Annotated in this window: 28 protein-coding genes; 19 read left to right on the top strand and 9 right to left on the bottom strand. The window is 69.6% G+C overall.

Annotated features, from left to right (window positions below; translation table 11 throughout):
* Window positions 1-144: 144 nt before the first annotated feature.
* The 4 genes from OEL49_RS02245 to OEL49_RS02230 all read left to right on the top strand — a co-directional run bounded on the left by OEL49_RS02245 (window position 145) and on the right by OEL49_RS02230 (window position 2,741).
* On the top strand, window positions 145-678 hold the full coding sequence (locus OEL49_RS02245; protein ID WP_287873891.1) for a dihydrofolate reductase family protein: 534 nt from the start codon (window positions 145-147) through the stop codon (window positions 676-678).
* 85 nt (window positions 679-763) lie between these two features.
* Window positions 764-1,147 (top strand): nuclear transport factor 2 family protein, encoded by a 384-nt coding sequence (locus OEL49_RS02240; RefSeq protein WP_287873890.1) that lies wholly within the window; start codon window positions 764-766, stop codon window positions 1,145-1,147.
* A 747-nt stretch (window positions 1,148-1,894) separates the two neighbouring features.
* Window positions 1,895-2,152, top strand: a complete 258-nt coding sequence (locus OEL49_RS02235) for a YjhX family toxin (protein WP_014238442.1) — start codon at window positions 1,895-1,897, stop codon at window positions 2,150-2,152.
* 82 nt (window positions 2,153-2,234) lie between these two features.
* A complete protein-coding gene (locus OEL49_RS02230; protein WP_287873889.1) occupies window positions 2,235-2,741 on the top strand; it encodes a GNAT family N-acetyltransferase in 507 nt (168 codons plus the stop codon).
* 124 nt (window positions 2,742-2,865) lie between these two features.
* Here the strand turns inward: OEL49_RS02230 and OEL49_RS02225 are convergent, their stop codons facing one another.
* From OEL49_RS02225 to OEL49_RS02205, 5 genes are all read right to left on the bottom strand, one after another.
* Window positions 2,866-4,134, bottom strand: a complete 1,269-nt coding sequence (locus OEL49_RS02225; RefSeq protein ID WP_287873888.1) for a TolC family protein — start codon at window positions 4,132-4,134, stop codon at window positions 2,866-2,868.
* An 8-nt stretch (window positions 4,135-4,142) separates the two neighbouring features.
* The gene (locus tag OEL49_RS02220; RefSeq protein WP_014238439.1) at window positions 4,143-4,463 is read right to left on the bottom strand and encodes a DUF3240 family protein; all 321 of its coding nucleotides are present in this window, start codon (window positions 4,461-4,463) and stop codon (window positions 4,143-4,145) included.
* Window positions 4,460-7,546, bottom strand: coding sequence for an efflux RND transporter permease subunit (locus OEL49_RS02215; RefSeq protein ID WP_287873887.1), 3,087 nt, complete (start codon window positions 7,544-7,546; stop codon window positions 4,460-4,462). The genes OEL49_RS02220 and OEL49_RS02215 overlap by 4 nt, the downstream gene beginning before the upstream one ends.
* Window positions 7,546-8,694 (bottom strand): efflux RND transporter periplasmic adaptor subunit, encoded by a 1,149-nt coding sequence (locus OEL49_RS02210; protein ID WP_287873886.1) that lies wholly within the window; start codon window positions 8,692-8,694, stop codon window positions 7,546-7,548. The genes OEL49_RS02215 and OEL49_RS02210 overlap by 1 nt, the downstream gene beginning before the upstream one ends.
* Before the next feature lie 219 nt (window positions 8,695-8,913).
* Window positions 8,914-9,873 carry a helix-turn-helix domain-containing protein gene (locus OEL49_RS02205; protein ID WP_014238436.1) on the bottom strand — a complete coding sequence of 320 codons (960 nt, stop codon included), beginning with the start codon at window positions 9,871-9,873 and terminating at the stop codon, window positions 8,914-8,916.
* A 118-nt stretch (window positions 9,874-9,991) separates the two neighbouring features.
* On the opposite strand from OEL49_RS02205, the gene OEL49_RS02200 reads away from it, so the two are divergent.
* Complete coding sequence (locus OEL49_RS02200) at window positions 9,992-10,516, top strand: cysteine hydrolase family protein (protein ID WP_287873885.1); 525 nt, start codon at window positions 9,992-9,994, stop codon at window positions 10,514-10,516.
* Window positions 10,517-10,653: 137 nt separating this feature from the next.
* On the opposite strand, the gene OEL49_RS02195 is transcribed toward OEL49_RS02200, so the two are convergent.
* On the bottom strand, window positions 10,654-11,556 hold the full coding sequence (locus tag OEL49_RS02195) for a LysR substrate-binding domain-containing protein (protein ID WP_287873884.1): 903 nt from the start codon (window positions 11,554-11,556) through the stop codon (window positions 10,654-10,656).
* A 189-nt stretch (window positions 11,557-11,745) separates the two neighbouring features.
* On the opposite strand from OEL49_RS02195, the gene OEL49_RS02190 reads away from it, so the two are divergent.
* Window positions 11,746-12,144 (top strand): RidA family protein, encoded by a 399-nt coding sequence (locus OEL49_RS02190; protein WP_014238433.1) that lies wholly within the window; start codon window positions 11,746-11,748, stop codon window positions 12,142-12,144.
* 157 nt (window positions 12,145-12,301) lie between these two features.
* On the opposite strand, the gene OEL49_RS02185 is transcribed toward OEL49_RS02190, so the two are convergent.
* Entirely contained in the window at window positions 12,302-12,880 is a 579-nt protein-coding gene (locus OEL49_RS02185) for a cob(I)yrinic acid a,c-diamide adenosyltransferase (RefSeq protein ID WP_287873883.1), read from the bottom strand.
* Between the two features lie 85 nt (window positions 12,881-12,965).
* On the opposite strand from OEL49_RS02185, the gene otnI reads away from it, so the two are divergent.
* Complete coding sequence (gene otnI, locus OEL49_RS02180) at window positions 12,966-13,760, top strand: 2-oxo-tetronate isomerase (protein ID WP_287873882.1); 795 nt, start codon at window positions 12,966-12,968, stop codon at window positions 13,758-13,760.
* A 288-nt stretch (window positions 13,761-14,048) separates the two neighbouring features.
* Here otnI and OEL49_RS02175 read toward each other — a convergent pair whose 3' ends face one another.
* Entirely contained in the window at window positions 14,049-14,525 is a 477-nt protein-coding gene (locus OEL49_RS02175; RefSeq protein WP_014238430.1) for a bacteriohemerythrin, read from the bottom strand.
* Window positions 14,526-14,884: 359 nt separating this feature from the next.
* On the opposite strand from OEL49_RS02175, the gene OEL49_RS02170 reads away from it, so the two are divergent.
* Complete coding sequence (locus OEL49_RS02170; RefSeq protein ID WP_287873881.1) at window positions 14,885-16,204, top strand: glycerate kinase type-2 family protein; 1,320 nt, start codon at window positions 14,885-14,887, stop codon at window positions 16,202-16,204.
* A 229-nt stretch (window positions 16,205-16,433) separates the two neighbouring features.
* Here the strand turns inward: OEL49_RS02170 and OEL49_RS02165 are convergent, their stop codons facing one another.
* Window positions 16,434-17,333 carry a LysR family transcriptional regulator gene (locus OEL49_RS02165; RefSeq protein WP_287873880.1) on the bottom strand — a complete coding sequence of 300 codons (900 nt, stop codon included), beginning with the start codon at window positions 17,331-17,333 and terminating at the stop codon, window positions 16,434-16,436.
* A gap of 109 nt (window positions 17,334-17,442) precedes the next feature.
* Between OEL49_RS02165 and OEL49_RS02160 the strand changes: the two genes are divergently transcribed.
* From OEL49_RS02160 to OEL49_RS02110, 11 genes are all read left to right on the top strand, one after another.
* Window positions 17,443-18,177 carry a sulfite exporter TauE/SafE family protein gene (locus OEL49_RS02160; RefSeq protein ID WP_287873879.1) on the top strand — a complete coding sequence of 245 codons (735 nt, stop codon included), beginning with the start codon at window positions 17,443-17,445 and terminating at the stop codon, window positions 18,175-18,177.
* Window positions 18,170-18,565, top strand: a complete 396-nt coding sequence (locus OEL49_RS02155) for a hypothetical protein (RefSeq protein ID WP_287873878.1) — start codon at window positions 18,170-18,172, stop codon at window positions 18,563-18,565. The genes OEL49_RS02160 and OEL49_RS02155 overlap by 8 nt, the downstream gene beginning before the upstream one ends.
* A gap of 56 nt (window positions 18,566-18,621) precedes the next feature.
* On the top strand, window positions 18,622-19,431 hold the full coding sequence (locus OEL49_RS02150) for a FadR/GntR family transcriptional regulator (RefSeq protein WP_287873877.1): 810 nt from the start codon (window positions 18,622-18,624) through the stop codon (window positions 19,429-19,431).
* The gene (locus OEL49_RS02145; RefSeq protein ID WP_014238424.1) at window positions 19,424-20,884 is read left to right on the top strand and encodes an FAD-linked oxidase C-terminal domain-containing protein; all 1,461 of its coding nucleotides are present in this window, start codon (window positions 19,424-19,426) and stop codon (window positions 20,882-20,884) included. Before OEL49_RS02150 ends, OEL49_RS02145 begins: the two co-directional genes overlap by 8 nt.
* Window positions 20,881-21,981 carry a glycolate oxidase subunit GlcE gene (glcE, locus tag OEL49_RS02140; RefSeq protein WP_287873876.1) on the top strand — a complete coding sequence of 367 codons (1,101 nt, stop codon included), beginning with the start codon at window positions 20,881-20,883 and terminating at the stop codon, window positions 21,979-21,981. The genes OEL49_RS02145 and glcE overlap by 4 nt, the downstream gene beginning before the upstream one ends.
* 1 nt (window position 21,982) lies before the next feature.
* On the top strand, window positions 21,983-23,245 hold the full coding sequence (gene glcF / locus OEL49_RS02135) for a glycolate oxidase subunit GlcF (RefSeq protein ID WP_287873875.1): 1,263 nt from the start codon (window positions 21,983-21,985) through the stop codon (window positions 23,243-23,245).
* 6 nt (window positions 23,246-23,251) lie between these two features.
* Entirely contained in the window at window positions 23,252-24,148 is an 897-nt protein-coding gene (locus tag OEL49_RS02130) for an HDOD domain-containing protein (RefSeq protein ID WP_014238421.1), read from the top strand.
* A gap of 61 nt (window positions 24,149-24,209) precedes the next feature.
* On the top strand, window positions 24,210-24,521 hold the full coding sequence (locus tag OEL49_RS02125; protein WP_014238420.1) for a hypothetical protein: 312 nt from the start codon (window positions 24,210-24,212) through the stop codon (window positions 24,519-24,521).
* 21 nt (window positions 24,522-24,542) lie between these two features.
* The gene (locus OEL49_RS02120) at window positions 24,543-25,283 is read left to right on the top strand and encodes a PP2C family protein-serine/threonine phosphatase (RefSeq protein WP_014238419.1); all 741 of its coding nucleotides are present in this window, start codon (window positions 24,543-24,545) and stop codon (window positions 25,281-25,283) included.
* A 68-nt stretch (window positions 25,284-25,351) separates the two neighbouring features.
* Window positions 25,352-25,918, top strand: a complete 567-nt coding sequence (locus tag OEL49_RS02115) for a hypothetical protein (RefSeq protein ID WP_287873874.1) — start codon at window positions 25,352-25,354, stop codon at window positions 25,916-25,918.
* A 135-nt stretch (window positions 25,919-26,053) separates the two neighbouring features.
* The gene (locus tag OEL49_RS02110) at window positions 26,054-26,494 is read left to right on the top strand and encodes a hypothetical protein (RefSeq protein ID WP_287873873.1); all 441 of its coding nucleotides are present in this window, start codon (window positions 26,054-26,056) and stop codon (window positions 26,492-26,494) included.
* Window positions 26,495-26,514: the final 20 nt, after the last annotated feature.

Here is a 26,514-nt window from a genome sequence, read left to right as displayed (position 1 = left end):
TGGTATTTCTGTTCGCACTTGCTATTGCATCAGTCTTTGCCTAACCCTCCGCTTCAGAGGGACGCTTCGCCGCAAAGCGGCTCGCGCCCGTGAGCTAGCACGTTATGTGTCCCTGAGAAACTTGCAATGGTAGCCAAGTGTTCAGTGTTTATCGCCACAAGTCTTGACGGTTTTATCGCCCGTAGCGATGGGAGCATTGATTGGCTGAACGAGGCAAACAAGTCCATAACACCCGGAGAAGATTGCGGCTACGGTAAGTTCATGGCCGATGTCGATGCTTTGGTTATGGGGCGAAACACCTTCGAACAGGTGCTCACCTTTGAGTCCTGGCCGTATGGTTCGACTCCCGTAGTCGTCTTGAGCCACCGAGAAATTTCTTTGTCGCCCAATCTTCCGAAAAGTGTCTCCGTATCAAATAAAACGCCGACTGAATTGGTGGCGTCGCTGACTGAACGGGGGGCTAGGAAGATTTATGTTGATGGTGGTCTCACGATCCAGAGCTTCTTTGCAGCTGGTCTGATCGACGACATCACCATTACTGTCATCCCTGTCCTGCTTGGCACGGGGAAGCCGCTATTTGGGCCACTTCAAACTGATTTACACCTTGTGCACGAAGGCACCACAGCTTTCGAGTTTGGCTTTGTGCAGAGCCGATATCGTGTCTTCCGCAATACATAGTCTTTCAGTCGAGGGGACGCTGCCCGATGAAGCAGCGCCCCCCCCATCACTTCCCCGTTGTGCAGCCTTTCACGGAGATCGCCAATTGAGTCCCACTGAGATTCGCGCCCTCGTCGACCACTACATCGACGCCTACAACCGCCAGGATGTGGACGACATGCTCAATGGCCTTCACCCGCGGGTGGAATTCAAGAACATTTCTGCTGGTGTAGTGAACGCCAGTACAAATGGAATCGCAGAACTTAAGGCCCTTGCGCTGCAATCGCTATCGCTGTTCTCGGAAAGGCATCAGAGAATCGAGTCCTTCGAGATTGAAGGCGGTGTCGCGGTTGCTACCATCGCTTTTCGCGCCGTCGTTGCCGCCGATCTACCGAATGGTCTAAAGAAGGAGCAGGTTCTGAACCTTTCTGGCCGCTCGGAGTTTGAGTTCCGGGACGGCGCAATCTTCAAAATCACTGACTTCAGTTGAATGCTCCATGCTGCTAACCCGGGCTCAACCGGACCTGCGGGAAAGGCTGCGCAGGCCATTCAACTCCACGTTGAACGTCCGCCTTCCCGAGTTGGCAACTCCTGCCTGGTGTCGATAGCAAAAATCAGAGAGCGCCAATCCCGCCCTGTGCGGCGCCGAGCAACGGAGCTTTTGGCGGGAAAAGGGCGAGCACTGTCTGAGGCCGTAGGCCGAGTTGCGCAGCCCCCGCCGGAAGCGAGTAGCGCAGGGGACCCCGCAGGGGCGCCAAACCGGGCTCGCCTTTTCTTTGGTTACTCTTCTTTTGGCGAAGCAAAAGAAAGTAACCCGCGCGTCAGGCGCGGAACACAGCCGTAAAACCCCCCTCCACGTCCGAAGACTCAAACCGGCAACCAGGTGCCCGCAGTCCCGGAAACAACAGCGCCACCACCCAATAACGACGCCACTCTCCGCCATGCCATGGCTGGAAGGCCCGTCCTTCCTGCCTTGCAGGCCGGGTGCCAGGCGTCCGGCGGCGCCCTGCCCGACACCGCCCCGATTGCCCCGCCCCGAGGGGAGCGCTATCATTCGCGCCTGCCCGGCAAACGGGCAAGCCCATTCCATTTGAGTTAGGTCTGTATGTTGGAGATTGCCGCAATCCGATAACTCCGTCTGGCCCCGCCGGCCGCGAGTTATCGATATGCCCATAGCGTCGATGGCGCCTCTCGGAGGCTGCCGTCGTGTGTGCATTTGATTGCGGAACAATCCAACATGAATCTTTCCAAGCCCGAGCAGCGGACGTTGCACGTCCTCGCCAAAGGCGGCCATATCGAACATCACCGCGATGCTTCCGGCCGCATTACCCACGTCGATTGCTATACCCGCGAAGGTTTCGTCCTCAGCGACTGCACCTTGCCGGTGTTCAAGAAGCTGAAGGCCAAGCGCCTCATCGCCTCCCTGGACGGCCGGCCTTACCGGATCAACCGGGCCGGCCTGGGGGCCGTGCGCGGCCAGCTCGACAACCAGTAATCCTCCCGCGCGCCCGCCCGGCCCGGGTCCCTACTGGCGGCCGGGCGGCTCGGCGCCTGCATTGCAAAAAGGAATTCATCACATGACCATCACCATTCGTCCCGAACAGCCGGCCGACAGCGCCGCCATTTTCGACCTGACCCGCCTGGCCTTTGCCACGGCGGCCCACAGTGCGGGCACCGAGCAGTTCATCGTCGGCGCCCTGCGAGATAGCGGCAGGCTCAGCCTTTCCCTGGTGGCGGAGGAGGGCGGGCGCCTTCTCGGCCACGTGGCCTTTTCGCCGGTGACCCTGAGTCCGGCCGCTCCCGGCTGGTTTGGGGTCGGCCCGGTTTCGGTGCTGCCAGAGCATCAGGGCTGCGGCATCGGCAGCCGGCTGATGCGGCACGGCCTGGAGGAACTGCGCCGGCGCGGCGCCGCCGGCTGCGTGCTGGTGGGGGAGCCGGCCTTCTACGCCCGCTTCGGCTTCGTCCAGGCGGCGCCGCTGCTGCTGCCGGAGGTGCCGCCCCAGTACTTCCAGGCCCTGGCCTTCCAGGGCCCGCTGCCGGCTGCCAGCGTCGCCTTCGATCCGGCCTTCTTCGCCACCGCCTAGCCGTAGCGGTCCGCTGCCTGGCAGCGGCACCATCGCCACCAACAAGAAGGGACGGGCTTTCCCACCGTTGCACGGTGGGGAGGCCCGTCCCTTCTGCCTTCCAGGGCGGTGCTTCGTGACGGCCTTATTTCTCCGTGTGCTCCCCGTCCACCGGCCACAGGCCGTGGCCGTCCAGGTACACCCGGTAGCGGCTTTCCAGGGCGTCGAGGCGGCTCTGGTTGGCGGCGAGGCGGGCTTCGTTGGCCTGGCGCTGGGCGGTGAGCAGTTCGGTGATGCCGGCTTCGCCCAGCTGGTAGGCCCGGGCCATGAGGGCGGCGGCCTGTTCGATGCGCTGGGCGGCATCCTCGGCCCGGCGCCAGGATTCGTAGGCAGCCCGGGCGTTGGCCAGGAGGGCGGCCACTTCGGCGTTGATGCGGGCCAGGGTGGCGGCTTCCCGGCTGGCGGCGGCGCTGGCGTAGGCGGCGTCGCGGCGGGCGGTGGCGCTGCGCAGGCTGCCGGAGAAGGGGATGGAGATGCTGACCCCGGCGATGCGTTCCTCGCCGCCCTTGTCGGAGCCCACGTGCACTCCCAGGGTGGGGTCGGGCATCCGCTCGGCGTCGGCCCGGTTGGCCACCAGCCGGGCCTGTTCGCTTTCGGCCCGGGCCAACATCAACTCGTGGTTGTGTTCCAGCAGGTGCTCGCGCCACTCCGCCTCTTCCAGGGGCTGGGGCTCGCTGGGGGCCACCTGCCTGGGCTGGGGCAGGCCGGGGAAGCGGGCCGCCAGGTCGGCCTCGGCCACCTGGCGGCGCAGGCGGGCCTGTTCCAGGGCGGCCTGGGCCTGGGCAGCGGCGGCTTCGGCCTGCATCAGTTCCAGGCGCGGCGCGTCCCCCAGCTGCACGCGGCGGGCGGTGACCTGGCGCTGGCGGGCCAGGGATTCGCTCTGGCGCTGCCACTGGGCGGCGCCTTCGTTTTCCCGCAGCCAGATGAACCAGTAGCGCAGCAGGCTGCGGGAGGTTTCGTGCAGGGTGTCGCCCAGGGCCACCTTGGCCATGGCTTCGCCGTTGGCGCCGAGCTGCTCGTCGAGGGCGGCCTTGCCGGGCAGGCGGATGCCCCGCTCGATGCCGCCGCTCCATTCCCGGTAGCGTTCGTTGGCGGCACCATTGACGCCGTTGACGTTGCGCCGCTGGCTGCCGACCCGGGCGGTCCATTCATAGGGGCCGGCTTCCAGGCGCTTGCGGTTTTCGCCCTCGGCTTCCAGCATGGCTTCGGCGGCCTTGGCCTGGGGCGCCAGGCGGATGGCGTTGACCGCCGCTTCCCGCGGCGGCAGGTCGGTGGGGTAGGCCAGGGGCGGCGGTTCGGCGGCCTGGAGGGCGGCGCTGCAGAGCAGGGCGGCCAGGGGCATCAGTTTCAGCATGGGGCCCATTACAGCCTCCCGGATTGCTGGACCGGGGCGGTCCAGTAGTAGATGTCGGCGCCGGTGAATTGCTGGCGCAGGTCCCGCAGCAGGTCGTGCACATGGGTCCCGGCCATGAGGGCCTGGATGCGGAAGCGGCGGGCCCGGCCGCGCACCCGTTCGGCGGCGGTTTCGTAGGCGATGTCGCCGCCGTGGGCATCCACCGGGCGGGAGGTGAAATGGCCCACGGTCTCGGCACGGTCGAGGAGGAAGTCCACTACCGCATCTTCCAGATTGGGGTGGATCACCAGGGTCAGGCAGGTATCCACGGGGCGATTGTTTGCGCTCATGGCCGTTCTCCCGGAGTGTTGTCGAAGCCGAAGCGGCGGTAGAGGATGGGCAGCAGCAGCAGGGTCAGCAGGGTGGAGCTGAGCAGGCCGCCGATGACCACGATGGCCAGGGGCTTCTGGATCTCGGAACCGGGGCCGCTGGCGAAGAGCAGGGGCACCAGGCCGAAGGCGGCGATGGAGGCCGTCATCAGCACCGGGCGCAGGCGCCGCCCGGCCCCTTCCCGCACCACCTGCTCCAGGGGCAGGCCCTGGGTGCGCAGCTGGTTGAAGTAGGTGAGCATCACCACGCCGTTGAGCACGGCGATGCCGAGCAGGGCGATGAAGCCGACCGAGGCGGGCACCGACAGGTACTGGCCGGAAAGCAGCAAGGCGAAGACGCCGCCCACCAGGGCGAAGGGGATCATGGCCAGGACCAGGCCGGCCTGGCGCAGGGAACCGAAGGTGGAAAAGAGCAGCATGAAAATCAGGCCCAAAGCCACCGGCACCACCAGCATCAGGCGCTGGGCGGCCCGCTGCTGGTTCTCGAACTGGCCGCCCCAGACGATGCGGTAGCCCTGGGGCAGCTTCAGCTGCTGGGCCACCTTGGCCTGGGCTTCCTCGACGAAGCCCACCAGGTCCCGGTCCCGCACGTTGGACTGGATCACCACGTAGCGCTGGGCGTTTTCCCGGTCCACCTTGACCGGGCCTTCCACCCGCTCGATCTTGGCCACCTGGGAGAGGGGCACGGTGCGGACATTGGCGCCTTCGCCGGGCAGGGACAGGCGCAGGTCGGCGAAGCGCTCGACGCTGGTCTTGTAGTCCGGGCCGCCCCGCAGCAGCACCGGGGTGCGCCGCCCCGGCTCCACCACCAGGCCGGCGGGCAGGCCTTCCACCAGGGTCTTGAGGGCGTTCTGCACGTCTTCAATGGGCAGGCCCAGGCGGCCGGCGGCGAGGCGGTCGATCTCCACCTTGAGGTACTGCACCCCTTCGTTCTTCAGGGTGAACACGTCCTCCGCGCCCTTGATGCCCTTGAGCAGGGCGACGATGCCGTCGGCGGCGTGATTGAGCTGGTCCAGGTCGGTGCCGAAGACCTTCACCGCGATGTCGCCGCGCACGCCGGTGAGCATTTCCGAGATGCGCATGTCGATGGGCTGGGTGAAGGTGTAGGCGATGCCGGGGAAGTCTTCCATCACCTGGCGCAGCTGGTCGGTGAGCCAGTCCTTGTCCGGCTGGCGCCATTCGTCGATGGGCTTGAGCACGAGGAAGGTGTCGGTCTGGTTGAGGCCCATGGGGTCCAGGCCCAGTTCGTCGGAGCCGACCCGGGCGATGATGTTCTTCACCTCCGGCACCCGTTCCAGGATGGCCCGCTGCACCCGCTGGTCCGTCTCCACCGTCTCCTCCAGACTGATGGAGGGCAGCTTTTCCAGCTGGATGATGAGGTCGCCCTCGTCCATGGTGGGCAGGAAGGTCTTGCCCAGCAGGGTGTAGGCGCCGATGGCCAGCACCAGCAGGGCCAGGGCGGTGACCACCACCTGCCGGGTGTGGGCCAGGGCCCAGTCCAGGGCCGGGGCGTAGGCGGCGTTGAGTTTCTTCACCAGCCAGGCCTCGTGGTGGCCGCCCCGCTGCATGAGCATGGAGGCCAGGGCCGGGATGACGGTGAGGGCCAGCAGCAGGGATGAGACCAGGGCGAAGACGATGGTCAGGGCCACCGGGATGAAAAGCTTGCCTTCCAGCCCTTCCAGGGTCAGCAGGGGCACGAAGACGATGACAATGATGGCGATGCCGGAGGACACCGGCACCGTCACCTCCCGCACCGAGCGGTAGATGACGTGCAGCAGGGGCAGGCGGGCGGAGGTATGGGGGCTGGAGAGGTGGCTCTCCACGTTTTCCACGATCACCACCGCCGCATCCACCAGCATGCCGATGGCGATGGCCAGGCCGCCCAGGCTCATGAGGTTGGCGGAGAGGCCGAAGTACTGCATGAGGATGAAGGTGAGCAGGGCCGAGAGGGGCAGGATCACCGACACCACCAGGGCCGCCCGCAGGTTGCCGAGGAAGGCCAGGAGCAGGATCACCACCAGCACGATGGCCTCGCCCAGGGCCTTGGAGACGGTGCCCACGGCCCGCTCCACCAGATGGCCCCGGTCGTAGAAGGGCACGATGCTGACGCCTTCGGGCAGGGTGGCCTGGATCTCGGCCAGCTTGGCCTTCACCTGGTCCACCACCTGCTGGGCGTTGGCGCCGCGCAGGCCCAGCACCAGGCCTTCCACCGCCTCGCCCTGGCCGTCCTTGGTCACCGCGCCGTAGCGGGTGAGGGCGCCGAAGCGCACCTCGGCCACGTCGCCCACCCGCACCGGGTTGCCGCCGCGCTGGGCGATGACGATGGCGCGCAGGTCGTCCAGGCTGTGCACGGCCCCTTCGACCCGCACCAGCAGGGTTTCCTCGCCTTCGGTGAGGCGGCCGGCGCCGTCGTTGCGGTTGTTGCCTTCCACCGCCTGGCGCAGTTCGTTGAGGCTGACGCCGCGGGCGTTGAGGGCCGCCGCGTCGGGCACCACCTCGAAGGCCTTGGCGTGGCCGCCCAGGCTGTTCACGTCGGCGACGCCGCGCAGGGTGCGCAGCTGGGGGCGGATGGTCCAGTCCAGGATGGTCCGCTTCTCCTCCAGGGAGAGGGGGCCTTCCACGGTGAACATGAACATTTCCGAGAGGGGCGTGGTGATGGGGGCCAGGCCGCCGCTGGCGCCGGGGGGCAGCTCGACGCCGCCGAGGCGCTCGGCCACCTGCTGGCGGGCCCAGTAGATGTCGGTGCCATCCTCGAAGTCGATGGTGACGTCGGCGATGGCGTATTTGGAGGTGGTGCGCAGGATGCGCTGCTTGGGGATGCCCAGCATTTCCTGCTCGATGGGCACCACGATGCGGGCCTCCACCTCTTCCGGGGTCATGCCCGGGGCCTTCATGATGATTTTCACCTGGGTGGTGGAAACGTCGGGGAAGGCGTCGATGGGCAGGTTGTGGAAGGCCATGATGCCGGCGCCCACCAGCAGGGCCGTCAGCACCAGCATCAGGAGGCGCTGGGCCAGGGAGAATTCGACCAGGCGGGAGAGCATTACTGGGCGCTCCCGGCATCGCCCGCGGCAGTGCTCCAGGCGGACTTGAGGGCGCTGACGCCCTTCACCGCCACCGCCGCGTTGGCCGCCAGGGCGCTGCCGCTGACCAGCACGTCGGCGCCGGCGTTACCGGCCACGCTCACCGGGGTGGCCTGGAAGCCGGGCCTGGCGCCGGCCGTCTGCACGAAGACCCAGGCCTGGCCGGCCTGGCGCACCACGGCGGCCTGGGGGATGCGGTAGGTGGCGCCCTTGCCGGCAGTGGCGCCGGCCTGGGGCGCCGCGGCCACCGTGGCTTCCACCATCTGGCCCGGGTGCAGGGAGTCGAGACCCGCGTCCATCCTCGCCCGCAGGGTCACGGTCTGGCTGCCGGGGCTGATCTGGCGGCCCACGTTGATGAGCTTGCCGCTGGCCTCGCTGCCGGCGATGCGCACCGCCGCCCCTTCCTTCAGGTTGCCGGCCAGGGCGGCGGGGGCCTGGATTTCCAGCCACAGGGGATTGAGTTGGGCCACGGTGAACAGGGCGGTGGCCGCCTCCACCCGGCTGCCCACGGCGGCGCTGGCTTCCAGCACCACGCCGTCCAGGGGCGCGCTGACCGCCACTTCCGGGGTCAGGCTGCCGCCGCCGGCGGTGGCGCCGGCAATGCGCAGTTCGGCCTGCAGTTCCCGCGCCGCCACCGCCGCCTGGGCCTGGCTGGCGCGGCTGGCCTGGAGCCGGGCTTCGGCGATGATGCCTTCCTTGAACAGCTGTTCGTCCCGGGCCAGGCTGCGCTGGGCCAGGTCGGCCTGCTGCCTGGCCTGCAGGTAGTCCCGCTGCACCTGCAAGAGGCCCGGGCTGGCCAGGCGGGCCAGCATCTGGCCCTTCTTCACCGTCTGCCCGGCCACGGCGCCCACCTGGGTCAGCAGGCCGGCCAGGGGCGCCGCCACCACCCGCATCTGCTCCACCGGCACCACCACCTTGGCCGGCAGGCCGGCGGCGCTGCCCGTATCGGCGGCGGCCAGGAGCCGGGTTTCCACCCCCAGGGCCTTGGCCTGGGCGGGGGCCAGGGCAATGAAGTCGGCCGGGTTGGCGGCCCGGGCCGGGAAGGCCAGGGCGCAGAGCAGGGCGACGGCGGCGAGGCTGAAGCTGGGGGAAGGATGGCGACGGTTCATGGCGGCACTCTGAGTCAGTTTGTGCGCCACCTTAACCGGCGAATCTTAAGGCGGTCTTAAGGCGCAGGGATGGGGCTTGCCGCCCTGCCTGTTCGGAGGGGCAGGAAAGACGCGGATTTCCGCCATGCCATGCCGGAGAGTTAGGCGGGGCAAGGCGTTCCGGGCATGGGGGCGCTGGCGGGGTGACCGCCGGGCGGTGTTGCGGGCATGGCGGCGCCCTCAGGCCCCGTCCCGGGCGCCGAAGGATTGCCGCCACTGGCTGGGGGAAACCCCCAGGCTGCGGCGGAAGTGCAGACGCAGGGCTTCCGGGGAGCCGAAGCCGGCCAGCTGGGCGATGCGTTCGATGCCGTGGTCCGTGCTCTCCAGCAGGCGCTGGGCCAGGCCCAGCCGTTCCCCCAGCAGCCACTGGCCGACGGTGGCGCCGGTGAGCTGGCGGAAGTGGCGGGTGAAGGTGCGCCGGCTCATCAGGGCCTGGGCCGCCAGGCTGTTGAGGTCGTGGGGCTGTTCCAGGCTGGCCCGCACCCGGTCCAGCAGCGCCGCCAGGCGGGAATCGCCGGCGCTGGCGGGCAGGGGCTGGGGGATGTACTGGGCCTGGCCGCCCTGGCGGTGGGGCGGCGTCACCAGGCGGCGGGCCACCCGGTTGGCGGCAGTGGCGCCGCAGCGCTGGCGCAGCAGGTGCAGGCAGGCGTCGATGCCCGCCGCCGTGCCGGCGGAGGTGAGGAGGTTGCCTTCGTCCACGTAGAGCACCCCCGGGTCCAGGGTCACGGCCGGGTAGCGGCGGGCGAAGTCCGCGGCGAACTCCCAGTGGGTGGTGGCGCGGCGGCCGTCCAGCAGGCCCGCCTCGGCCAGCACGTAGGCCCCCAGGCACAGGCCCACCACCTGGGCGCCGCGCCGGTGGGCGGCCACCAGGGCGTCGAGCACGGCCTGGGGCGGCCGTTCCGCCGGGTCGCGCCAGCTCGGCACGATCACCACCCGGGCCGTGGCCAGGGCCTCCAGGCCCTGTTCCACATTGAGGCTGAAGCCGGCGGTGGTGGCGAGGGGGCCGTCCTCCCAGGCGCACACCCGCAGTTCGAAGGCCGGGGCGCCCAGGTGGCGCTCGCCGAAGACGACGCAGGGCACGGAGAGGTGGAAGGGGCTGATGCGCTGGTAGGCCAGCACGGCGACGGGGAGCCGGTTCATGGCAGTTCCCGGGAAATGGTGTGGCCCGATATTAACGGAAATTGTCATTCGGGCCACTGCCGGTGGTGCCGGGGCTGGCCAATAATCGGCCCATCGCACCCCACTCAAGGAGATTCCCATGAGCAACAGCAAACCCGCCCTGGTCGTCATCGACCTGCAGAACGACTATTTCCCCGGCGGCGCCTTTCCCCTGTGGCAGCCGGAGGCGTTGCTGGAGCGCACCCTGGCGGCGGTGGCCGCGGCCCGGGCCCGGGGCTTGCCGGTGATCCTGGTGCAGCACGTGGCCGATCCGGCCAAGGGACCGGCGCCTTTCTTCAACCAGGGAACGTCGGGCGTGGACCTCCACCCCCGTCTCCTGGCCGCTGCGCCGGAGGCGCCGGTGGTGCTGAAGCGTTTTGCCGACAGCTTCCACCAGACCGATCTGGAAGCCGTGCTGGCACAGCGGGGCATCACCGAGCTGTGGCTGTGCGGCATGATGACCCACAACTGCGTCACCCATACCGCCCTCTCCAGGGCGGCGGAGAAGTACCCGGTCTCGGTGCTGAAGGACTGCTGCACCACGGTCAGCGAGATGATCCACCGCATCGCCCTCAGCGCCCTGACCACCCGGGTGGCGGTGGTGGACACGGCGGCGCTGCTGTAGGCCGGCCCGCCCGGGGCGGTCGGCACCGGCGGTTTGCCGGCGCTGCGGCTGCTGCTGTGGAAAGTGCCGTCCGGCGGGCCGCCAATCGCGGCGAGGGCGCCGGCAGGCCGTGGCGCGGGTCGGCTCCCGGCCCGGCGTCAGGAAATGCCGGCGATCAGTTCGGACGCCCAGTCGATGAAGGCCCGCAGCCGGGCATTGTTGCGCCGGCTGGGGGGGAAGGCGGCATGCAGGGGCATGGGGTCCAGTTGCCAGTCCGGGAATAACCGGATCAGGGAGCCCGCGGCCACGTGGGGCCGGGCCATGTAGTCGGGCAGCCAGACGATCCCCAGCCCGGCCAGGGCCGCCGCCAGGTAGGCGTTGCCGTCGTCCACGGCCAGGGCGTAGTGGCCGCGGATGCCGAGGGCCTCCTGCTGCCGTCGCATCAGATAGGACGCCTGCTGGTTCCGGTGGGCCCACAGATAGCCGACGATCCGATGCTCCGGACCCTCCAGTTCCCGGGGGTGCTGCGGCGAACCCAGGCGCTGCAGATAGTCGGGCGCCGCGTAGGTCTGCAGGCGCAGGTCGCCCAGGCGTCTGGCAATCAGGGTCGGGTCCGCCATGGGGCCGCCCCGGATGACGCCGTCGATGTTTTCGTCCAGCAGGTCCGAAGTACGGTCGCTGACCCGCATGTCGATCTGGATGTCGGGATGGCGTGCGAAAAAGGCGGACAGGGCCGGCAGCAGCACCAGGCGCGCCAGGGGGCTGGGCACGTCGAGGCGCAGGCGGCCGCCCAGGGTCTCCTGGCTTGCGGTGACGCTGTTTTCCGCATCGTCCAGATCGGCCAGCAGGCGCACCGCCCGCTCGTAAAAGGCGCTGCCGGCGCCGGTCACTCCCACCTTGCGCGTGGTCCTGTCCAGCAGCCGGACCTGCAGCCGCTTCTCCAGCTGCTGCACCAGCTGGGTCGCCGTGGCCCGGCTGATGTGCAGGGTCTCCGCCGCCTTGGTGAAGCTGCCGGTGTCGACGACGCAGGTAAAGGTGCGCATGGCATCGAAGCGGTCCATGTTTGTTTTGATTTTCCGGTGATGATTGTTTGCATTTTACAAACACTGTTGCCCAGCCGCCGCCATTTATCGGCCCCGGCCCCGGCGCTACAGTGGGTGCTCCGCTGCAGCGTTCCCTGCCTCCGGGGGGGCGCTCCCCTTACCGCCATGTCCGGCCATCGCCGCCGGCCAAGAAAGAGAGCCCTTGCCATGACATCACCCCGCGATGCGGTATTTCCGCCGGGGCGCCAAGCCCTGTATGAACGCAACCGCTATTCCCCCGCCGTGCGCTCGAACGGCTTCCTCTTCGTCTCCGGCCAGGTCGGCAGCCGTGACGACGGTTCGCCGGAACCGCAGCTGGAGGCCCAGATCCGCCGCGCCTTCGACAACCTGAACGGGGTGCTGGAGGCCGCCGGCTGCACCTTTGCCGACGTGGTGGAGGTGACCGTGTTCCTGGTCGATCCCGAGGCCGTGCTGGAGACCTTCTGGCGGGTGTTGCCGGACTACTGGGGCGAGGCTCCCTATCCCGCCCTGACCGGTGTGGGGGTGACCTGGCTCTATGGTTTCCAGTTCGAGATCAAGGTCATCGCCCGCCTGCCCGGGGCCTGAGCCCGATACGCCCGGCAGACTGGGGCCGCCCGGTAACTCTGCCCAGCCGGTCGCTGCCCCCTTGATGGCGCCAGGGCTTGCGGCCAGGACTGGCTGGCGGCCACCGGCCAAGAAAAAAGGCACCGAGCGGTGCCTTTTTCTTTCCAGCTTCAGACCTTCACGCCTGTTTCGGCTTGGCCTTGCGCTCGTGCTTCCACAGCACGTCGCCGCAGCCGGCGGCGTGATTGAGCCCACGGCCGAGGACGAAGAGCAGGTCGGAGAGCCGGTTGAGGTACTGGCGCGGGCCGTCGGCCACGCTCTCGGCGTGGGCCAGGCGCACCACGGCGCGCTCGGCGCGGCGGCAGATGGTGCGGGCCAGATGGGCGTGGGCGGCGGCCCGGGTGCCGCCGGGGAGGATGAATTCCTTGAGGGGCGCCAGGGGCTCGTTGAAGTCGGCCACCCATTGCTCCAGGCGCAGCACCTGTTCTTCCTTGACCATTTCCATGCCGGGGATGCACAGCTCGCCCCCCAGGTCGAAGAGGTCGTGCTGGACCTGGATCAGGGCTTCCCGCGCCGCGGCGTCGATGGCCTCGGGGAAGCTTTCGGCCAGCAGCAGGCCGAGGGAGGAGTTGAGCTCGTCCACCTCGCCGATGGCGTCGATGCGCAGGCTGTCCTTGCCGGTGCGGGAACCGTCGCCGAGGCCGGTTTCACCCTGGTCGCCGGTGCGGGTGACGATCTTGGAAAGGCGGTTGCCCATGGCAGTCTCCTCTGTCTTATAGATAACTTGGTGGGCCGATTATACTGAGGCTTTCCCCTTCGCCGCCCTTGCGTTTCCCGCCCTTATGTTGAAATTTGCCGCCAATCTGAGCTTTCTCTTTGCCGAGCACCCCTTCCTCGACCGCTTCGCCCGGGCCGCCGCCGCCGGCTTCCGGGGCGTCGAATACATGTTCCCCTACGCCCACGCCAAGGAGGAAATCGCCGAGCGCCTGCAGGCCCACGGCCTGGAGCAGGTGCTGTTCAACCTGCCGGCGGGGGACTGGGAGGGGGGCGAGCGGGGCCTCGGCTGCCTGCCCGGGCGGGAGGCGGAATTCCGCCAGGGCGTTGAGCTGGCGCTGGAGTATGCGCTCACCCTGGGCTGCCGCCGGCTGAACTGCCTGGCCGGTCTGGCCCCGGCCGGGGCGGTGGAGGCGGCGGACGTGGAAGCCGAATTGCGCGCCACCTTCATCGCCAACCTGCGCTGGGCCCACGCCAAGCTGGCGCCCCACGGCATCGAGCTGCTGGCCGAGCCCATCAACAGCCGGGTGGACATGCCCGGCTTCTGGCTCGACCGCCCGGCCAAGGGCCTGGAGGTGCTGGCGGAGGCGGGCGTGGGGCGGCTGCAGTACGACCTCTACCACGCCCAGATCATGGAGGGCGACCTGGCCCGATTCCTGGAGCGCCATCTGGCCGCCATCGGCCACCTGCAGATCGCCGACAACCCGGGGCGCCACGAGCCGGGCAGCGGTGAAATCCATTACCCCTATCTCTTCCGCCGTCTGGCGGAACTGGGCTACGACGGCTGGATCGGCTGCGAATACAAGCCCGCCGCCGGCACCGAGGCCGGCCTGGGCTGGCTGGCGGCGGCGCGGGGCATCTGAAAGGGGAGTGGCCTGGGGCCCAGGCGGGACGGCCATCTCAGTCATGGGTCATCGGAGAGTGGCGTCGTTGCTGCTTCAGCGGACAGGTGCTGTACGGCGGTCGCGCCGGGCTCCCCTCGGCGGGCCTTGTCGCTTGCGGGGCAGGCGGGCCGATTTTCCCGGCGGCAGTCGCCTGTAAGCGGCAAGCCGCGGGGGCGGCAGCATCGCCCGGGGCGCCACGACCGCGGCAAAAAAGAAACGGCAGCCGCGCTGCCGTTGTCCTGCACTGCCGGCCTCAAGCGGCCCGGCTTACCAGAAGCGCCACCAGGCCTTCTTCGAGTTCATGGCCGCCTCCACCTCCGGCGACCAGTCGGCGGCCAGGGGCACGCCGAGGAAGTGGCTGCCGAAGCGCTTGTCGGTTTCGCTGATGTGCTTGGTCAGCCACACCTTGAGGAAGTGCAGCAGCTCGAAACTGATGGCGGCCTTACCCGTGTCCAGCTTCTCCTGCAGTTCCCGGATCTGGCGGATCAGCTCCTCGTGCTGGGCCTTGTGGCCGGGGAAATCCGGGTAGTTGGTGACCCGCATGAGGCTCTCTTCCACGGTGAAATGGGTGCGGGTATAGTCGGCCAGCCGGTCCAGGATCTCCCGGGAGGTGGCGCTGCCCTGGTGGTCGCGGATGGCCTCGTGGAGCTGGTTGAGCAGGCCCACCAGGACCTTGTGCTGTTCGTCGATTTCCTGGATGCCGACGGAAAAATCGTCGCTCCAGGTGAAAAGTTCGGTGCTCATGGACGGGCGCTATGGTCAGAAAGGCAGAAGGCGGTAAATAGGCGGCAACGGGGCAACGGCCCCATGTCCGCCCCGGCCGGCCCGAGGCCGGCGCAGACCGGGCCCTTGGCCGCAGGGAGCCCGGAGGCTGGGCGGTCAGCCTAACCCCTGGACGCCGGCGGCCGTTGATCCAGGTCAAGAAAGTATGCATTAGGTAATAGCGAGGTAATAGCGCGCTGCCGGGCGACCTGCCCAGCGCACGGCCGGCCCGGGCAGCACCGGCGCGGGCCATCGGCCCCGCTTCTGCCGCCAGCCGCCGCCAGCCGCCGACGCTGGCGGCGAGTGCCGTCCGGCCAGTCCCGACTTTTCCCGGAGTCCCCATGTCCGCTGCCTCCCACAAGCAACTAGCCCCCGACGCCCTGCTCCACAACCTGCTGCAGGCCGCCCTCGCCGCCGCCGATCCGGCCCGGCTGGTGCCGCCCCATCTGCCGGACCCGGCCAGCCTGCCCGAGGGCGGGCGCCTGGTGGTGGTGGGCGCCGGCAAGGCGGCAGGGGCCATGGCCCGGGCGGTGGAGGAACACTGGCCCGGCCCCCTCTCCGGCCTGGTGGTGACCCGCTACGGCCACGGCCTGCCCTGCCGCCGCATCGAAGTGGTGGAGGCGGCCCATCCGGTGCCGGACGTCGCCGGCGAGGCCGCTGCCGCCCGCATCCTGGAACAGGTGCGGGGCCTGACGGAAAAGGACCGGGTGCTGGCCCTCATTTCCGGCGGCGGTTCCGCCCTCATGGCGGCCCCGGCCCCCGGCGTCAGCCTGGCCCAGAAGCGGGCCCTGACCCGGGCCCTGCTGCTCAGCGGTGCCGACATCGGCGAGATCAACTGCGTGCGCAAGCACCTCTCGGCGGTCAAGGGCGGGCGCCTGGCCGCCGCGGCCTGGCCGGCCCCGGTGCTGACCCTGGCCATTTCCGACGTGGCCGGGGACGATCCCTCGGTCATCGCCTCCGGCCCCACCGTGGCCGATCCCACTACCTGCGCCGACGCCCTGGCGGTGCTGGCCCGCCACGGCATCGAGGTACCGCCGGAAGTGGCCGCCCTGCTGCAGTCCGGCGCCCTGGAGATGCCCAAGCCCGGCGATCCCCGGCTCGGCCGCAGCGACTACCGGCTCATCGGCCGGCCCCAGCAGTCCCTCCTGGCCGCCGCCGAGGCCGCCCGGGCCGCCGGCATCACGCCCCTGGTGCTGGGGGACCGGGTGGAAGGGGAGGCGAAGGAGGTGGCCAAGGTCTCGGCCGGCCTGGCCCTGGCCTGTCAGGACCACGGCACGCCCCTGGCGCCGCCCTGCGTGCTCCTCTCCGGCGGCGAGACCACCGTCAGCGTGGCGCCGGGCGCGCCCCTGGGCCGGGGCGGGCGCAACAGCGAATTCCTCCTGGCCCTGGCGCTGGCCCTCGGCGGCCGGCCCGGCATCCACGCCCTGGCGGCGGATACGGACGGCATCGACGGTTCCGAGGACAACGCCGGCGCCCGCATCGATCCGGCGACCCTGGCCCGGGCCGCCGCTGCCGGCCTGGACGCCCGGGCCCATCTGGCCGGCCACGACGCCTACGGCTTCTTCGCCGGCCTGGGGGACCTGCTGCTGACCGGCCCCACCCGCACCAACGTCAACGACTTCCGCGCCGTGCTGGTGCTGCCGGAGGAGGACAACGGCTGAGGCCGGGCCCTTGGCCGGCTCAGGCGCCGGCGCGGCACCACCAGTTTGGCGGTCTGCTCCTGCACCTGTACCGTGTCGCCGTGCTGGTTGAGGATTTCGCTGCGCACCGTGACCATGCCCTGCCTGGGTTTGGAACGGGAGGACAGCACGGACTGCACCTCGTTTTCCACCCGCAGGGTGTCGCCGGGCAGGGGCGGCGGATGAGGCGCCGGGGGCCGGGTGTGGCGCCTCAGATGGCCGGCGGCGCGGCTTGCCGCAGATGCTCCACCAGCTGCCGGGCATAGGGCGGCAGCGCCTCCAGCCGGCGGCAGCAGAGCCGCAACTGGCGGCTGGCCCAGGCATCGGCCAGGGGCAACACCGCCAGATCCATGCTGCGGGCGTAGCGGCGGGCTGCCGTCACCGGGATGATGCCGACGCCGACGCCCGCTTCCACCATGCGGCAGAGGGCGTCGAAATTGCCGAGCCGCACCCGGTAGCGGGGCTGGCGGCCGATGCGGGCGCCGTGGGCGGCGAGAAAGTCGGGCAGGGCGCTGCCCGGGGTGAGGCCGACCCATTCCCAGTCCAGGGTGTCGGCGAAATTGACCGTCTCGCGCCCGGCGAGCCCATGACGGCGGCTGCATACCAGCACCAGGCGGTCTTCCCGGAACGGCAGGGTTTCCAGCTCCCCCGGGTCCACCGAGTCGGCAATGATGCCCACATCGCCCAGGCCGGCGGCGATGGCCTCGACGATGTGGTGGCTGAGCCGTTCCTCCACGTCCACATCGACCTGGGGATGGGCGGCGAGAAAGGCAGCCAGGGCCTCCGGCAGGAACTCGCTGAGGGCGGCGGTGTTGCCCAGCAGCCGGATGTGGCCCTTGAGGCCCTGGGCATACTGGCCCAGGTCGCCGCGCAGATGCTGCACCTGGGCCGCGATGGTCTGGGCGTGGTGCAGCAGGGCCCGGCCGGCGGGTGTCGGCGTGACGCCGCGCCGGCCCCGTTGCAACAGGGGCGTGCCCAGGGTTTCCTCCATGCCGCGGATACGGGCGCTGGCCGAGGCCAGGGACAGATGGCAGCGCTCGGCGCCGGCCGTGATGCTGCCGCTGTCGGCGACCTGGATGAAGAGATTGAGGTCCGTGAGATCGAAACGCATGGCGCGGCTCCCTGCTCAGCCTATGGAATAGCCGAAGTGTGCCTGAGAAAAATGCCGATTTTCAGGGGGTGCTCCATGTTTCAGACTGAGGCTCATGGAAAACTCACTCATGCTTCTCGCCGTCGGCACCCTGGCCGGCGCCATGAATGCCCTGGCGGGCGGCGGCTCCTTCGTCACCCTGCCGGCCCTGATCCTGGCCGGGGTGCCGTCCACCGTCGCCAATGCCACCAGCACCGTGGCCCTGTTCCCCGGCGCCCTGGCCAGCGCCTGGACCCTGCGGCGGGACTTTGCCCCCTTCCCCGGGGTGGCCACCTCCCGCCTGCTGGCGGTCAGCCTGGCCGGCGGGCTGATCGGCGCCATTCTGCTGTTGCTGACGCCCTCCCGCCATTTCGACCTGCTGGTGCCCTGGCTGCTCCTGCTGGGGGCCGTGGCCTTCGCCTGGGGCGGCGCGGCGGGCCGCCTGCTGCGACGGCAGCGCCATCCGGGGCCGGGCGTCATGCTGGCCGGCCAGGGCCTGCTGGCCGTCTACGGCGGCTATTTCGGCGGCGCCGTGGGCATCATGATGATGGCCCTGTGGGGCATCTGGGGCTACACCGAACTGCGGGCGGTGAATGGCGCCAAGAGCCTGTTCGTCGGCGCCACCAATGCGGTGGCCGTCCTCTGCTTCATTGTCGCCGGCCAGGTGCGCTGGGGGCCGGGCCTGGCCCTGGCGGCCGGCGCCGTTGCCGGGGGCTGGCTGGGGGCGCGGCTTAGCCAGCGCCTGGAACCCCGGCGTCTGCGGAAGGGGGTGGTGCTGCTCAACTTCCTCATGGCCGGCGCCTTCTTCTGGCGCACCTATGGCTGAAGTCCTGCCGCCCTTGCCCGGGTGCCGGCGGCTGTATCTGTACGAGAGGCCGGGGGAAGGGCTGGTCAATGGCCGGGGGGAACCCCTGGCCGGCTGCGGGGCGGCCCGGGTGGTGTTCCTGTTCCGTCGCGGCCGCTGCCGTCGGCTGCTGCTGTCGCCAACTGCCGCGAGGCTTGGCGCTGCCGGCCCGGCCGGGTTGCGCGCCTACGGGGCCGCCTATTTCCATCTGGCCCGCGACTTTAGCGGGGTCGCGCTGCCCGCTGACCCCATTGCCGGCTGGCTGGCCGGATTCATGCTGGAAGTGCCGAGGGAGATGCCGCCGGGGCTGTTGCATTTCCTCTCCGCCCGGCGTGGGGCGCAGGCCGGGGGCGGGGAGGGTTTCCCCTAGGTTGACCGGTGGCGGGGCGGGTTTTAGTCTTGGCAAAAATTTGTCAGACAACTTTCATGGCCGCTTCCCCATCCCTTGCCAGCACTGCCGCCCCGGGTTCCGCCCGGGGCCGTGGCATGGGCCCTTCGGCCGGGCTTTCCGCCGACATCGGGGCGGCCCTGGAGCAGCGCATTCGCAGCGGCGCCTATGCGCCGGGGGCGCGCCTGCCGACGGAAATGGCCCTGGCCGCCGAGTTTGGCGTTTCCCGCGCCGTGGTGCGGGAGGCGGTGGCCCGCCTCAAGGCCGACGGTCTGGTGGCCTCGCGCCAGGGTTCGGGCATGAGCGTGGCCGCCCGGCCCGACAGCGGCAGCTTCAAGCTGGCCCCGGGGACCCCGGCGGGGGAAGCCCTCAGCCACATCTTCGAACTGCGGGCCCTGGTGGAGACCGGGGCGGCGGAACTGGCGGCCCGGCGCCGCACCCCGGCCGACCTGGCGGCCATGTACGCGGCCCTGCAGGCCATGGGCGAGGCGGTGCGCCAGGGCGACGACGGCGCCGAGGACGACGACGTCTTCCACCAGGCCATTGCCGCCGCCACCCACAACCCGGAAATCCGCCGCTTCGTCAGCTTCCTTTCCGCCCAGTTTTCCGAAAGCCGCCGTCCCACCTGGGATGCAGCCGGCCATGCCACGGGCCGGGCCGCGGCGGCCCAGGCCGAACACGAACGGCTCTACGCCGCCATCGCCGCCGGCGATGCAGCGGCGGCACGCCAGGCGGCGGCCGGCCATCTCTATCAGGCGGCGGCCCGGGTGGGCGCGGCGCCGCAAGCAACCTGTCTTGAAGCCAAGCTGGCCGTGGGGCCAGCGCACGAGGAGAACGACCATGGGTGACCGTCTGCCGGACAGTCCGGATTTCGCCGTGGACCAGGCGGCCCTGCTGGCCGCCCTGGGGCGCATCCTGCCCCCGGGCCGGGTCTACGGGGAGCCGGAGGACCTGCGTCCCTACGAATGCGACGGCCTCACGGCCTACCGCAACCTGCCCCTGGCGGTGGCCCTGCCGGAGACGGAGGCGGAGGTGCAGGCCATCCTGCAGCTGTGCCACCGGCTCCAGGTGCCGGTGGTGCCCCGGGGCGCCGCCACGGGCCTTTCCGGCGGCGCCATGCCGCACCACCAGGGCCTGCTGCTGTCCCTGGCCAAGTTCAAGAAAATCCTCAAGGTGGACCCGGTGGCCCGCACTGCCCTGGTCCAGCCCGGGGTGCGCAACCTGGCCGTATCCGAGGCCGCCGCGCCCTACAACCTCTACTACGCGCCGGACCCTTCTTCCCAGATCGCCTGCACCATCGGCGGCAACGTCTCGGAGAACTCGGGCGGCGTGCATTGCCTCAAGTACGGCCTCACCGTGCATAACGTGCTGCAGGTGCGGGGCTACACCATGGCCGGCGAGGCGGTGACCTTCGGCAGCGCCGCCCTGGATGCCCCCGGCTTCGACCTGCTGGCCCTGCTCAACGGCTCCGAAGGCATGCTGGCGGTGATCACCGAGGTGCTGGTGAAGCTGACGCCCAAGCCCCAGGTGGCCAAGGTGGTGCTGGCCTACTTCGATTCCGTCACCAAGGCCGGCAACGCGGTGGCCGAGGTCATCGCCGCCGGCATCATTCCCGCCGGCCTGGAAATGATGGACAAGCCCGCCACCCACGCCGTCGAGCCCTACGTCAAGGCGGGCTACGACCTCGATGCCGAGGCCGTGCTGCTGTGCGAATCCGACGGCACGCCGGAGGAGGTGGAGGAGGAAATCGCCGCCATGCGCGCCGTGCTGGAAAAGAGCGGCGCCACCTCCCTGCGGGTCTCCGCCAACGAGGCCGAGCGGCTGCGCTTCTGGGCCGGGCGCAAGGCCGCCTTTCCCGCCGTGGGCCGCATCACCCCGGACTACCTGTGCATGGACGGCACCATTCCGCGCAAGCGGGTGGCGGAGATGCTCACCGCCATCGCCGCCATGGAGAAGAAATACGGCCTGCGCTGCGCCAACGTCTTCCACGCCGGCGACGGCAACCTGCATCCCCTGATCATGTACGACGCCAACCAGCCCGGCGAACTGGAACAGGCCACCGCCTTCGGCGCCGAGATCCTGGAGCTGTCCGTGGCCCTGGGGGGCTCCATCACCGGCGAGCACGGCGTCGGGGTGGAGAAGATCACCCAGATGTGCGCCCAGTTCACGCCGGAGGAGCTGGCCCGCTTCGAGGGCGTCAAGCAGTCCTTCGACCCGGCCGGCCTGCTCAACCCGGGCAAGGCCATCCCCACCCCGGCCCGCTGCCGGGAGTATCGCCAGACCCGTGGAGAAAAGGCATGAGCCAGGTTTTTGAACAACAGTGCCGGGAGCGCATCCTGGCTGCTTCCGCCGGCGCCCCCCTGCTGCTCCGGGGCGGTGGCAGCAAGGACTTCTACGGCCGCCCGGTGCAGGGCGACATTCTCGACACCCGCAGCCATCGCGGCGTGGTGGCCTACGAGCCCACCGAACTGGTGGTGACGGTGAAAGCCGGCACATCCCTGGCCGAGCTGGAGGCGGTGCTGGCGGAAAAGGGCCAGTACCTGGCCTGCGAGCCGCCCCATTTCGGCCCTGATGCCACCGTCGGCGGCATGGTCGCCGCCGGCCTCTCCGGCCCCCGCCGGGCCCAGGCCGGGGCGGTGCGGGACTTCGTCCTCGGCGTGCGCCTGATGGACGGCCAGGGCCAGGCCTTGAACTTCGGTGGCCAGGTGATGAAGAACGTGGCCGGCTACGACGTGCCCCGGCTCCTGGCCGGCAGCCTGGGCCAGTTGGGCCTGCTGCTGGAAGTGTCCCTCAAGGTGCTGCCCCGGCCCGTGGCCGAGGCCACCATCCGCCTGGAAACCTCCCAGGCCAAGGCCCTGGCCCTGATGAACCAGTGGGGCGGCAAGCCCCTGCCCATTTCCGCCACGGTGTGGAGCGACGCCGGGCACCCGGACGGAGAGGCAATCACGGTGCGCCTTTCCGGCGCCCGTGCCGCCGTCGCCGCAGCCCAGGCCGCTCTTGGCGGCACCCTGGTGGAGGCCGGCGTGGCGTCTGCCTTCTGGGCCGGGGTGCGGGAACAGACCCATCCCTTCTTCGCCGGCGCCGGCGGTGCCAACGAGCCCGCCCTGTGGCGCCTCGCCGTGCCTTCCACGGCGCCCCAGTTGGACCTGCCGGGGCGCACCCTGGTGGAGTGGGGCGGCGCCCAGCGCTGGCTGGTGTCCGACGCCGAGCCCCGGCGCATCCGGGAAACGGTGGAAAAGGCCGGCGGCCACGCCACCCTGTTCCGCGGCCCGGCAGCGGCCCGGGACCAGGCCTTCCACCCCCTGGCCTCGCCCCTGCTGGACATCCACCGCCGCCTGAAAGCCACTTTTGACCCCCGCGGCATCTTCGCCGCCGGGCGCCTCTACGAGGGCCTCTGAGATGCAGACCCAACTCGCCGATTTCATCAAGGACACGCCGGCCGGCAAGGAGGCGGACGCCATCCTGCGCACCTGCGTGCACTGCGGCTTCTGTACCGCCACCTGTCCCACCTACCAGCTGCTGGGGGACGAGCTGGACGGCCCCCGGGGCCGCATCTACCTGATCAAGCAGGTGCTGGAGGGCGGCCCGGTGACCGAGCGCACCCGCCTGCACCTGGACCGCTGCCTCACCTGCCGCTCCTGCGAGACTACCTGCCCCTCCGGCGTGAAGTACCACCGCCTGCTGGACATCGGTCGCCAGGTGGTGGAGGAACGGGTGCCCCGGGGCGGTCTGGAAGCCTTGACCCGCCTGGCCCTCAAGGAGGTGCTGCCGCGGCCCTGGCTGTTCAACCCGGCGGTGGCCGTGGGCAAGGTGTTGAAGCCCTTCCTGCCCTCCGTCCTCGGCGACAAGATTCCCGCGGCCGCCGGCGGGCCGGCCAAGCCCCGGCCCACGGCGGTGCGCCAGCGCAAGGTGCTGGCCCTGGCCGGCTGCGTGCAGCCCGGCCTGGCGCCCAACATCAACGCCGCCGCGGCCCGGGTGCTGGACCGCCTGGGCATCCAGATGATCGAGGAGCAAAAGGCCGGCTGCTGCGGCGCCCTGCGCTTCCACCTCAATGCCCAGGAGGCGGCCCTGGACGACATGCGGCGCAACATTGACGCCTGGTGGCCCCATGTTGAGGCCGGCGCCGAGGCCATCCTCATGACCGCCTCCGGCTGCGGCGCCCACGTCAAGGAATACGGCCACCTGCTGCAGGACGATCCGGCCTACGCCGCCAAGGCGGCCCGCATCGCCGAGCTGACCAAGGACGCGGCCGAGCTGGTGATGTCCCAGAAGGAAGCCCTGCTGCCCCTGCTGGCCCATAAGCCGGCGGCCGGGCGCAAGGTGGCCTTCCACTCGCCCTGCACCCTGCAGCACGGCCAGGGCATCCGCGGCGTGGTGGAGGAGCTGCTGGCCGCCGCCGGCTTCACCCTCACCCCGGTGGCCGACAGCCACCTCTGCTGCGGCTCGGCGGGCACCTACTCGATCCTGCAGCCGGAACTCTCCAAGCAGCTGCGGGACAACAAGCTCTCGGCCCTCGGCGCCGGCCTGCCGGAAGTGATCGCCACCGCCAACATCGGCTGCCTCACCCACCTGCAGAGCGGCGGCGCACCTAGGGGGACTCCTAGTGCCGTGCCGGTGCGGCACTGGGTAGAATTGCTGGAAGAGCAATTACCCCAGACTTAAGGCCCCATGACCTCCTCTGCCTCCGCCGCCGCAACGGTCGAATCCGTCCCTGAAAGCCGTCTGCAAAAGGACGAGAAGACGCTGCAGCGGCTGCTGTCCCAGGGCGTCAAGCTGCCGCCCCAGCCCAAGGTGGTGGAGGAACTGGAGCGGTTGCTGCGCAGCGACGAGGCGGACCTGCGGGCCCTGGCCAGGGTCATCTCCCAGGATGCGGGCATCACCGCCATGCTGTTCAAGGCGGTGCAGTCCTCCGCCTACCGCCAGCACCAGCCCTTCGACAACCTGGAGAAAATCCTCCAGGCCATCGGCCTCAAGCAGACCCTCAACCTGGTGCAGGCCATCGCCCTCATGGGCGCCAACAAGGTTTCCAAGCACCGCAAGGCCTACGAGCGCTTCTGGAGCCGCTCCCAGACCATCGCCCAGCTGGCCATGCTGATCGCCGACGAGCGGGTCATGGTGTGCAACGTCTTCCCCGACCAGGCCTACCTGGCCGGCATCTTCCACGACTGCGGCGTACCCCTGCTGATGGAGCGTTTCCCCTCCTACTGCCGGGCCATGCACCTGGAGGAGAACGACACCTGGATCGACCTGCTGGAAGAGGACAAGAAATACCAGGCGGACCACTGCGTCGTCGGCTATTTCGTGGCCCGCCACTGGCACCTGCCCGAGTTCATCTGCGAGGCCATCCGCTTCCACCACGACCTGCCCCAGTTGGTGCCGGGCGACTCCCGCAGCCTGGCAGCCATCATCCAGCTGGCCATCCACGCCTACCACCAGTATCTGCACCTGGACGACCCAGACTGGGGCCGGGTGGTGGAGGACGTGCAGGAGGAACTGGGCATCCATGCCGACGACCTGCCCGAATACCTGGACGTGCTGCTGGAGCGCTTTCAGCACCAATCCTGACTCGGGGCCGGCCCCGGCGCTATAATCGTCCGGAAAAACCATCCCCTGAAGGACAGCACCCTTGAATACGGCCACCTTTATCGACGCCAACGGTCAGGAACGCCCCGACCGCCGCGGCAATAGCAAACTGCGCAATGTATTCGACGCGGTGTATGTGCAGATCGAACCCTTCTTCGACCCCAAGAACACCTGGGGCGGCCACTCCCTGGAACACCTGGCCTTCCGCGTGGTGCGTGACAGCCACCCGGAACTGACCCAGCAGGAAGTGCATCAGGTCATCGTCGCCGCCACCCGGGTCTTCCACAGCCGCAATCCCCACATGGCGGGCAAGGTGCCCAGCGCCGAGGAAATCAAGGACAAGCTGCTCGGCTAGGCACGGCCCCGGGAGCCTCTCATGGCGCTGACCCTGGATGCCTGCGTCGCCCAGCATCAGGGCGACCGCAAGGAACAGCAGGACCGGGTGGGGCTGATGGCCCATCCCCGGCTCAAGGGCACGGTGCTGGCCGTGCTGGCCGACGGCATGGGCGGCCACACCGGCGGCGCCCTGGCGGCCGAGCAGGTGGTGCATACCGCCCAGAACAACTTCTCCAGCTACGCCCCCAAGGATGAGGCCGCCGGCGACCTGCTGCGCACCGCCATCCACGAGGCCCACCTGCTGATCCGCACCAGCCGCTTCCTCAACGAGAAGGACCCCCACAGCACCGCCGTCATGCTGGTGCTGGAGCCCGGCGGCGCCACCTGGGCCCACTGCGGCGACTCCCGCCTCTACCACTACCGGGGCGACCGGCTGCTGCAGCACAGCGCCGACCATTCCTACGTCGAGCATCTGGTGCGGGCCGGCAAGATCACGCCGGAGCAGGCCCTGATCCACCCCAACCGCAATGTCCTGCTCACCTCCCTGGGGGACAAGGACGATCCCAAGATCGACGTGGGCCAGGCCGCAGTGCAGCCCGGCGACAACTTCCTGCTCTGCTCCGACGGCCTCTGGGCCTATTTCTCCGACGCCGAGATCGGCGGCGTGCTGGCCGCCTTCCCGGCCCGGGAAGCGGCGGAAATCCTCATCAACCGGGCCCGCCAGCGCTGCCAGGGGGAGGGCGACAACTGCTCCCTGGCCATCCTCCGCCTGCTGCCCTGAGCCATCCGCCGCCAGGCCGCTGGCATGGAAATCGCAAATGCATGGCCGTCTTCCCCCCGGAGCCGGTCATGAACATCGCTTCCCTCAACAGACTCTACGCAACCTACAGCACCGCCTCGGCCACGCCGGTAAAGGCCGCCGCCACTGACGGCAGCAGCGCTGCCACCCAGACGGCGGCCGCCAGCAACCTGCCCCAGGAGTTGCCGCCCCTGGAGTGCCCCACGCCCGCATCGGTGGCCGCCGCCAAGGAAAAGTTTGCCGCCAATGCGGCAGAGAAGTTCCGCCAGGCCGGCATCCAGGTGCCGCCCGAGCCGGTGCTGACGCCGGACCGCATGGGCTACGTCAGCGTCGCCAACGATCACCCGGACAAGGCCAGGATCGAGCAGTTGTTCCATGAAGACACGGAGCTGCGGGACCAGTTCGCCGAGGTGGCTTCTGGCGAAGAGATGCTTCATGCCGTTCAGGGTTACGAGGAATACGCCGCCCGCTATGCCGCGCTGCAGGGCAATCCCTCGGCCCAGGCCGCCCTGGTGGAAGCCCGCATCGCCTACAACAACCAGAGTTTCTACATCACCCTCAAGGGCGACGGCGGCACCGAGACCTTCTTCGGCGGCCTGCAGGGAGTGACGGCCTGAGCTTTGGCGGTGGCCGGCTGTCACCGCTTCATCAGCATTTTTTGATATTGATTCTGGCATCCCGGGTCGCGGCGGCCTAGATTGAAGGCAGGGAATCGCCGTGTCTTGCCAACCCCTCTGTGGAAGGAGCCAATCATGAAAACACCGACCCTCTGTGCCGTTTCCGCCCTCCTGGGCGCCCTGCTGCTGCCCGGCCTGGCCCAGGCCACCGATACCTCTGATACCGCCAAACAGGCGGCGCCGGCCAAGCAGGAGCAGATTTACGGCAGCCAGCTGATGACACCTCAGGAACGCCGCGAACACCGGGCCAAGATGCGCAGCGCCAAGACCGCCGAGGAGCGGGAAAAGGTGCGCCTGGAACACCACGAGGCCATGCAGGCCCGGGCCAAGGAAAAAGGCGTGACCCTGCCCGAGGTGCCGCCGGCCCGGGGCGGCGGCATGGGCCCGGGAGGTGGCATGGGTCCCGGTGGCGGTGGGATGGGGCCCGGCGGCGGTGGGATGGGGCCCGGCGGTGGCGGCATGGGTCCGGGCGGGGGCGGTATGGGCCCCGGCGGCATGCGCAACGCCAATCCCTGAAACAGTCTCCCCTCAAGACA

The sequence above is a fragment of the Azospira sp. genome (assembly GCF_030247495.1).
In the GTDB taxonomy this organism is placed as follows: domain Bacteria; phylum Pseudomonadota; class Gammaproteobacteria; order Burkholderiales; family Rhodocyclaceae; genus Azospira; species Azospira oryzae.
The sequence above is the reverse complement of the archived record's forward strand: the minus strand, read 5'-3'. Positions and strand labels throughout refer to the sequence as shown.

Coding starts and splice junctions, on each gene's coding strand:
- OEL49_RS02235 (WP_014238442.1), top strand. CDS start 1,895: ATGAATCTTTCCAAGCCCGAGCAGCGGACGTTGCACGTCCTCGCCAAA.
- OEL49_RS02230 (WP_287873889.1), top strand. CDS start 2,235: ATGACCATCACCATTCGTCCCGAACAGCCGGCCGACAGCGCCGCCATT.
- OEL49_RS02225 (WP_287873888.1), bottom strand. CDS start 4,134: ATGCTGAAACTGATGCCCCTGGCCGCCCTGCTCTGCAGCGCCGCCCTC.
- OEL49_RS02220 (WP_014238439.1), bottom strand. CDS start 4,463: ATGAGCGCAAACAATCGCCCCGTGGATACCTGCCTGACCCTGGTGATC.
- OEL49_RS02215 (WP_287873887.1), bottom strand. CDS start 7,546: ATGCTCTCCCGCCTGGTCGAATTCTCCCTGGCCCAGCGCCTCCTGATG.
- OEL49_RS02210 (WP_287873886.1), bottom strand. CDS start 8,694: ATGAACCGTCGCCATCCTTCCCCCAGCTTCAGCCTCGCCGCCGTCGCC.
- OEL49_RS02205 (WP_014238436.1), bottom strand. CDS start 9,873: ATGAACCGGCTCCCCGTCGCCGTGCTGGCCTACCAGCGCATCAGCCCC.
- OEL49_RS02200 (WP_287873885.1), top strand. CDS start 9,992: ATGAGCAACAGCAAACCCGCCCTGGTCGTCATCGACCTGCAGAACGAC.
- OEL49_RS02195 (WP_287873884.1), bottom strand. CDS start 11,556: ATGGACCGCTTCGATGCCATGCGCACCTTTACCTGCGTCGTCGACACC.
- OEL49_RS02190 (WP_014238433.1), top strand. CDS start 11,746: ATGACATCACCCCGCGATGCGGTATTTCCGCCGGGGCGCCAAGCCCTG.
- OEL49_RS02185 (WP_287873883.1), bottom strand. CDS start 12,880: ATGGGCAACCGCCTTTCCAAGATCGTCACCCGCACCGGCGACCAGGGT.
- otnI (WP_287873882.1), top strand. CDS start 12,966: ATGTTGAAATTTGCCGCCAATCTGAGCTTTCTCTTTGCCGAGCACCCC.
- OEL49_RS02175 (WP_014238430.1), bottom strand. CDS start 14,525: ATGAGCACCGAACTTTTCACCTGGAGCGACGATTTTTCCGTCGGCATC.
- OEL49_RS02170 (WP_287873881.1), top strand. CDS start 14,885: ATGTCCGCTGCCTCCCACAAGCAACTAGCCCCCGACGCCCTGCTCCAC.
- OEL49_RS02165 (WP_287873880.1), bottom strand. CDS start 17,333: ATGCGTTTCGATCTCACGGACCTCAATCTCTTCATCCAGGTCGCCGAC.
- OEL49_RS02160 (WP_287873879.1), top strand. CDS start 17,443: ATGCTTCTCGCCGTCGGCACCCTGGCCGGCGCCATGAATGCCCTGGCG.
- OEL49_RS02155 (WP_287873878.1), top strand. CDS start 18,170: ATGGCTGAAGTCCTGCCGCCCTTGCCCGGGTGCCGGCGGCTGTATCTG.
- OEL49_RS02150 (WP_287873877.1), top strand. CDS start 18,622: ATGGCCGCTTCCCCATCCCTTGCCAGCACTGCCGCCCCGGGTTCCGCC.
- OEL49_RS02145 (WP_014238424.1), top strand. CDS start 19,424: ATGGGTGACCGTCTGCCGGACAGTCCGGATTTCGCCGTGGACCAGGCG.
- glcE (WP_287873876.1), top strand. CDS start 20,881: ATGAGCCAGGTTTTTGAACAACAGTGCCGGGAGCGCATCCTGGCTGCT.
- glcF (WP_287873875.1), top strand. CDS start 21,983: ATGCAGACCCAACTCGCCGATTTCATCAAGGACACGCCGGCCGGCAAG.
- OEL49_RS02130 (WP_014238421.1), top strand. CDS start 23,252: ATGACCTCCTCTGCCTCCGCCGCCGCAACGGTCGAATCCGTCCCTGAA.
- OEL49_RS02120 (WP_014238419.1), top strand. CDS start 24,543: ATGGCGCTGACCCTGGATGCCTGCGTCGCCCAGCATCAGGGCGACCGC.
- OEL49_RS02115 (WP_287873874.1), top strand. CDS start 25,352: ATGAACATCGCTTCCCTCAACAGACTCTACGCAACCTACAGCACCGCC.
- OEL49_RS02110 (WP_287873873.1), top strand. CDS start 26,054: ATGAAAACACCGACCCTCTGTGCCGTTTCCGCCCTCCTGGGCGCCCTG.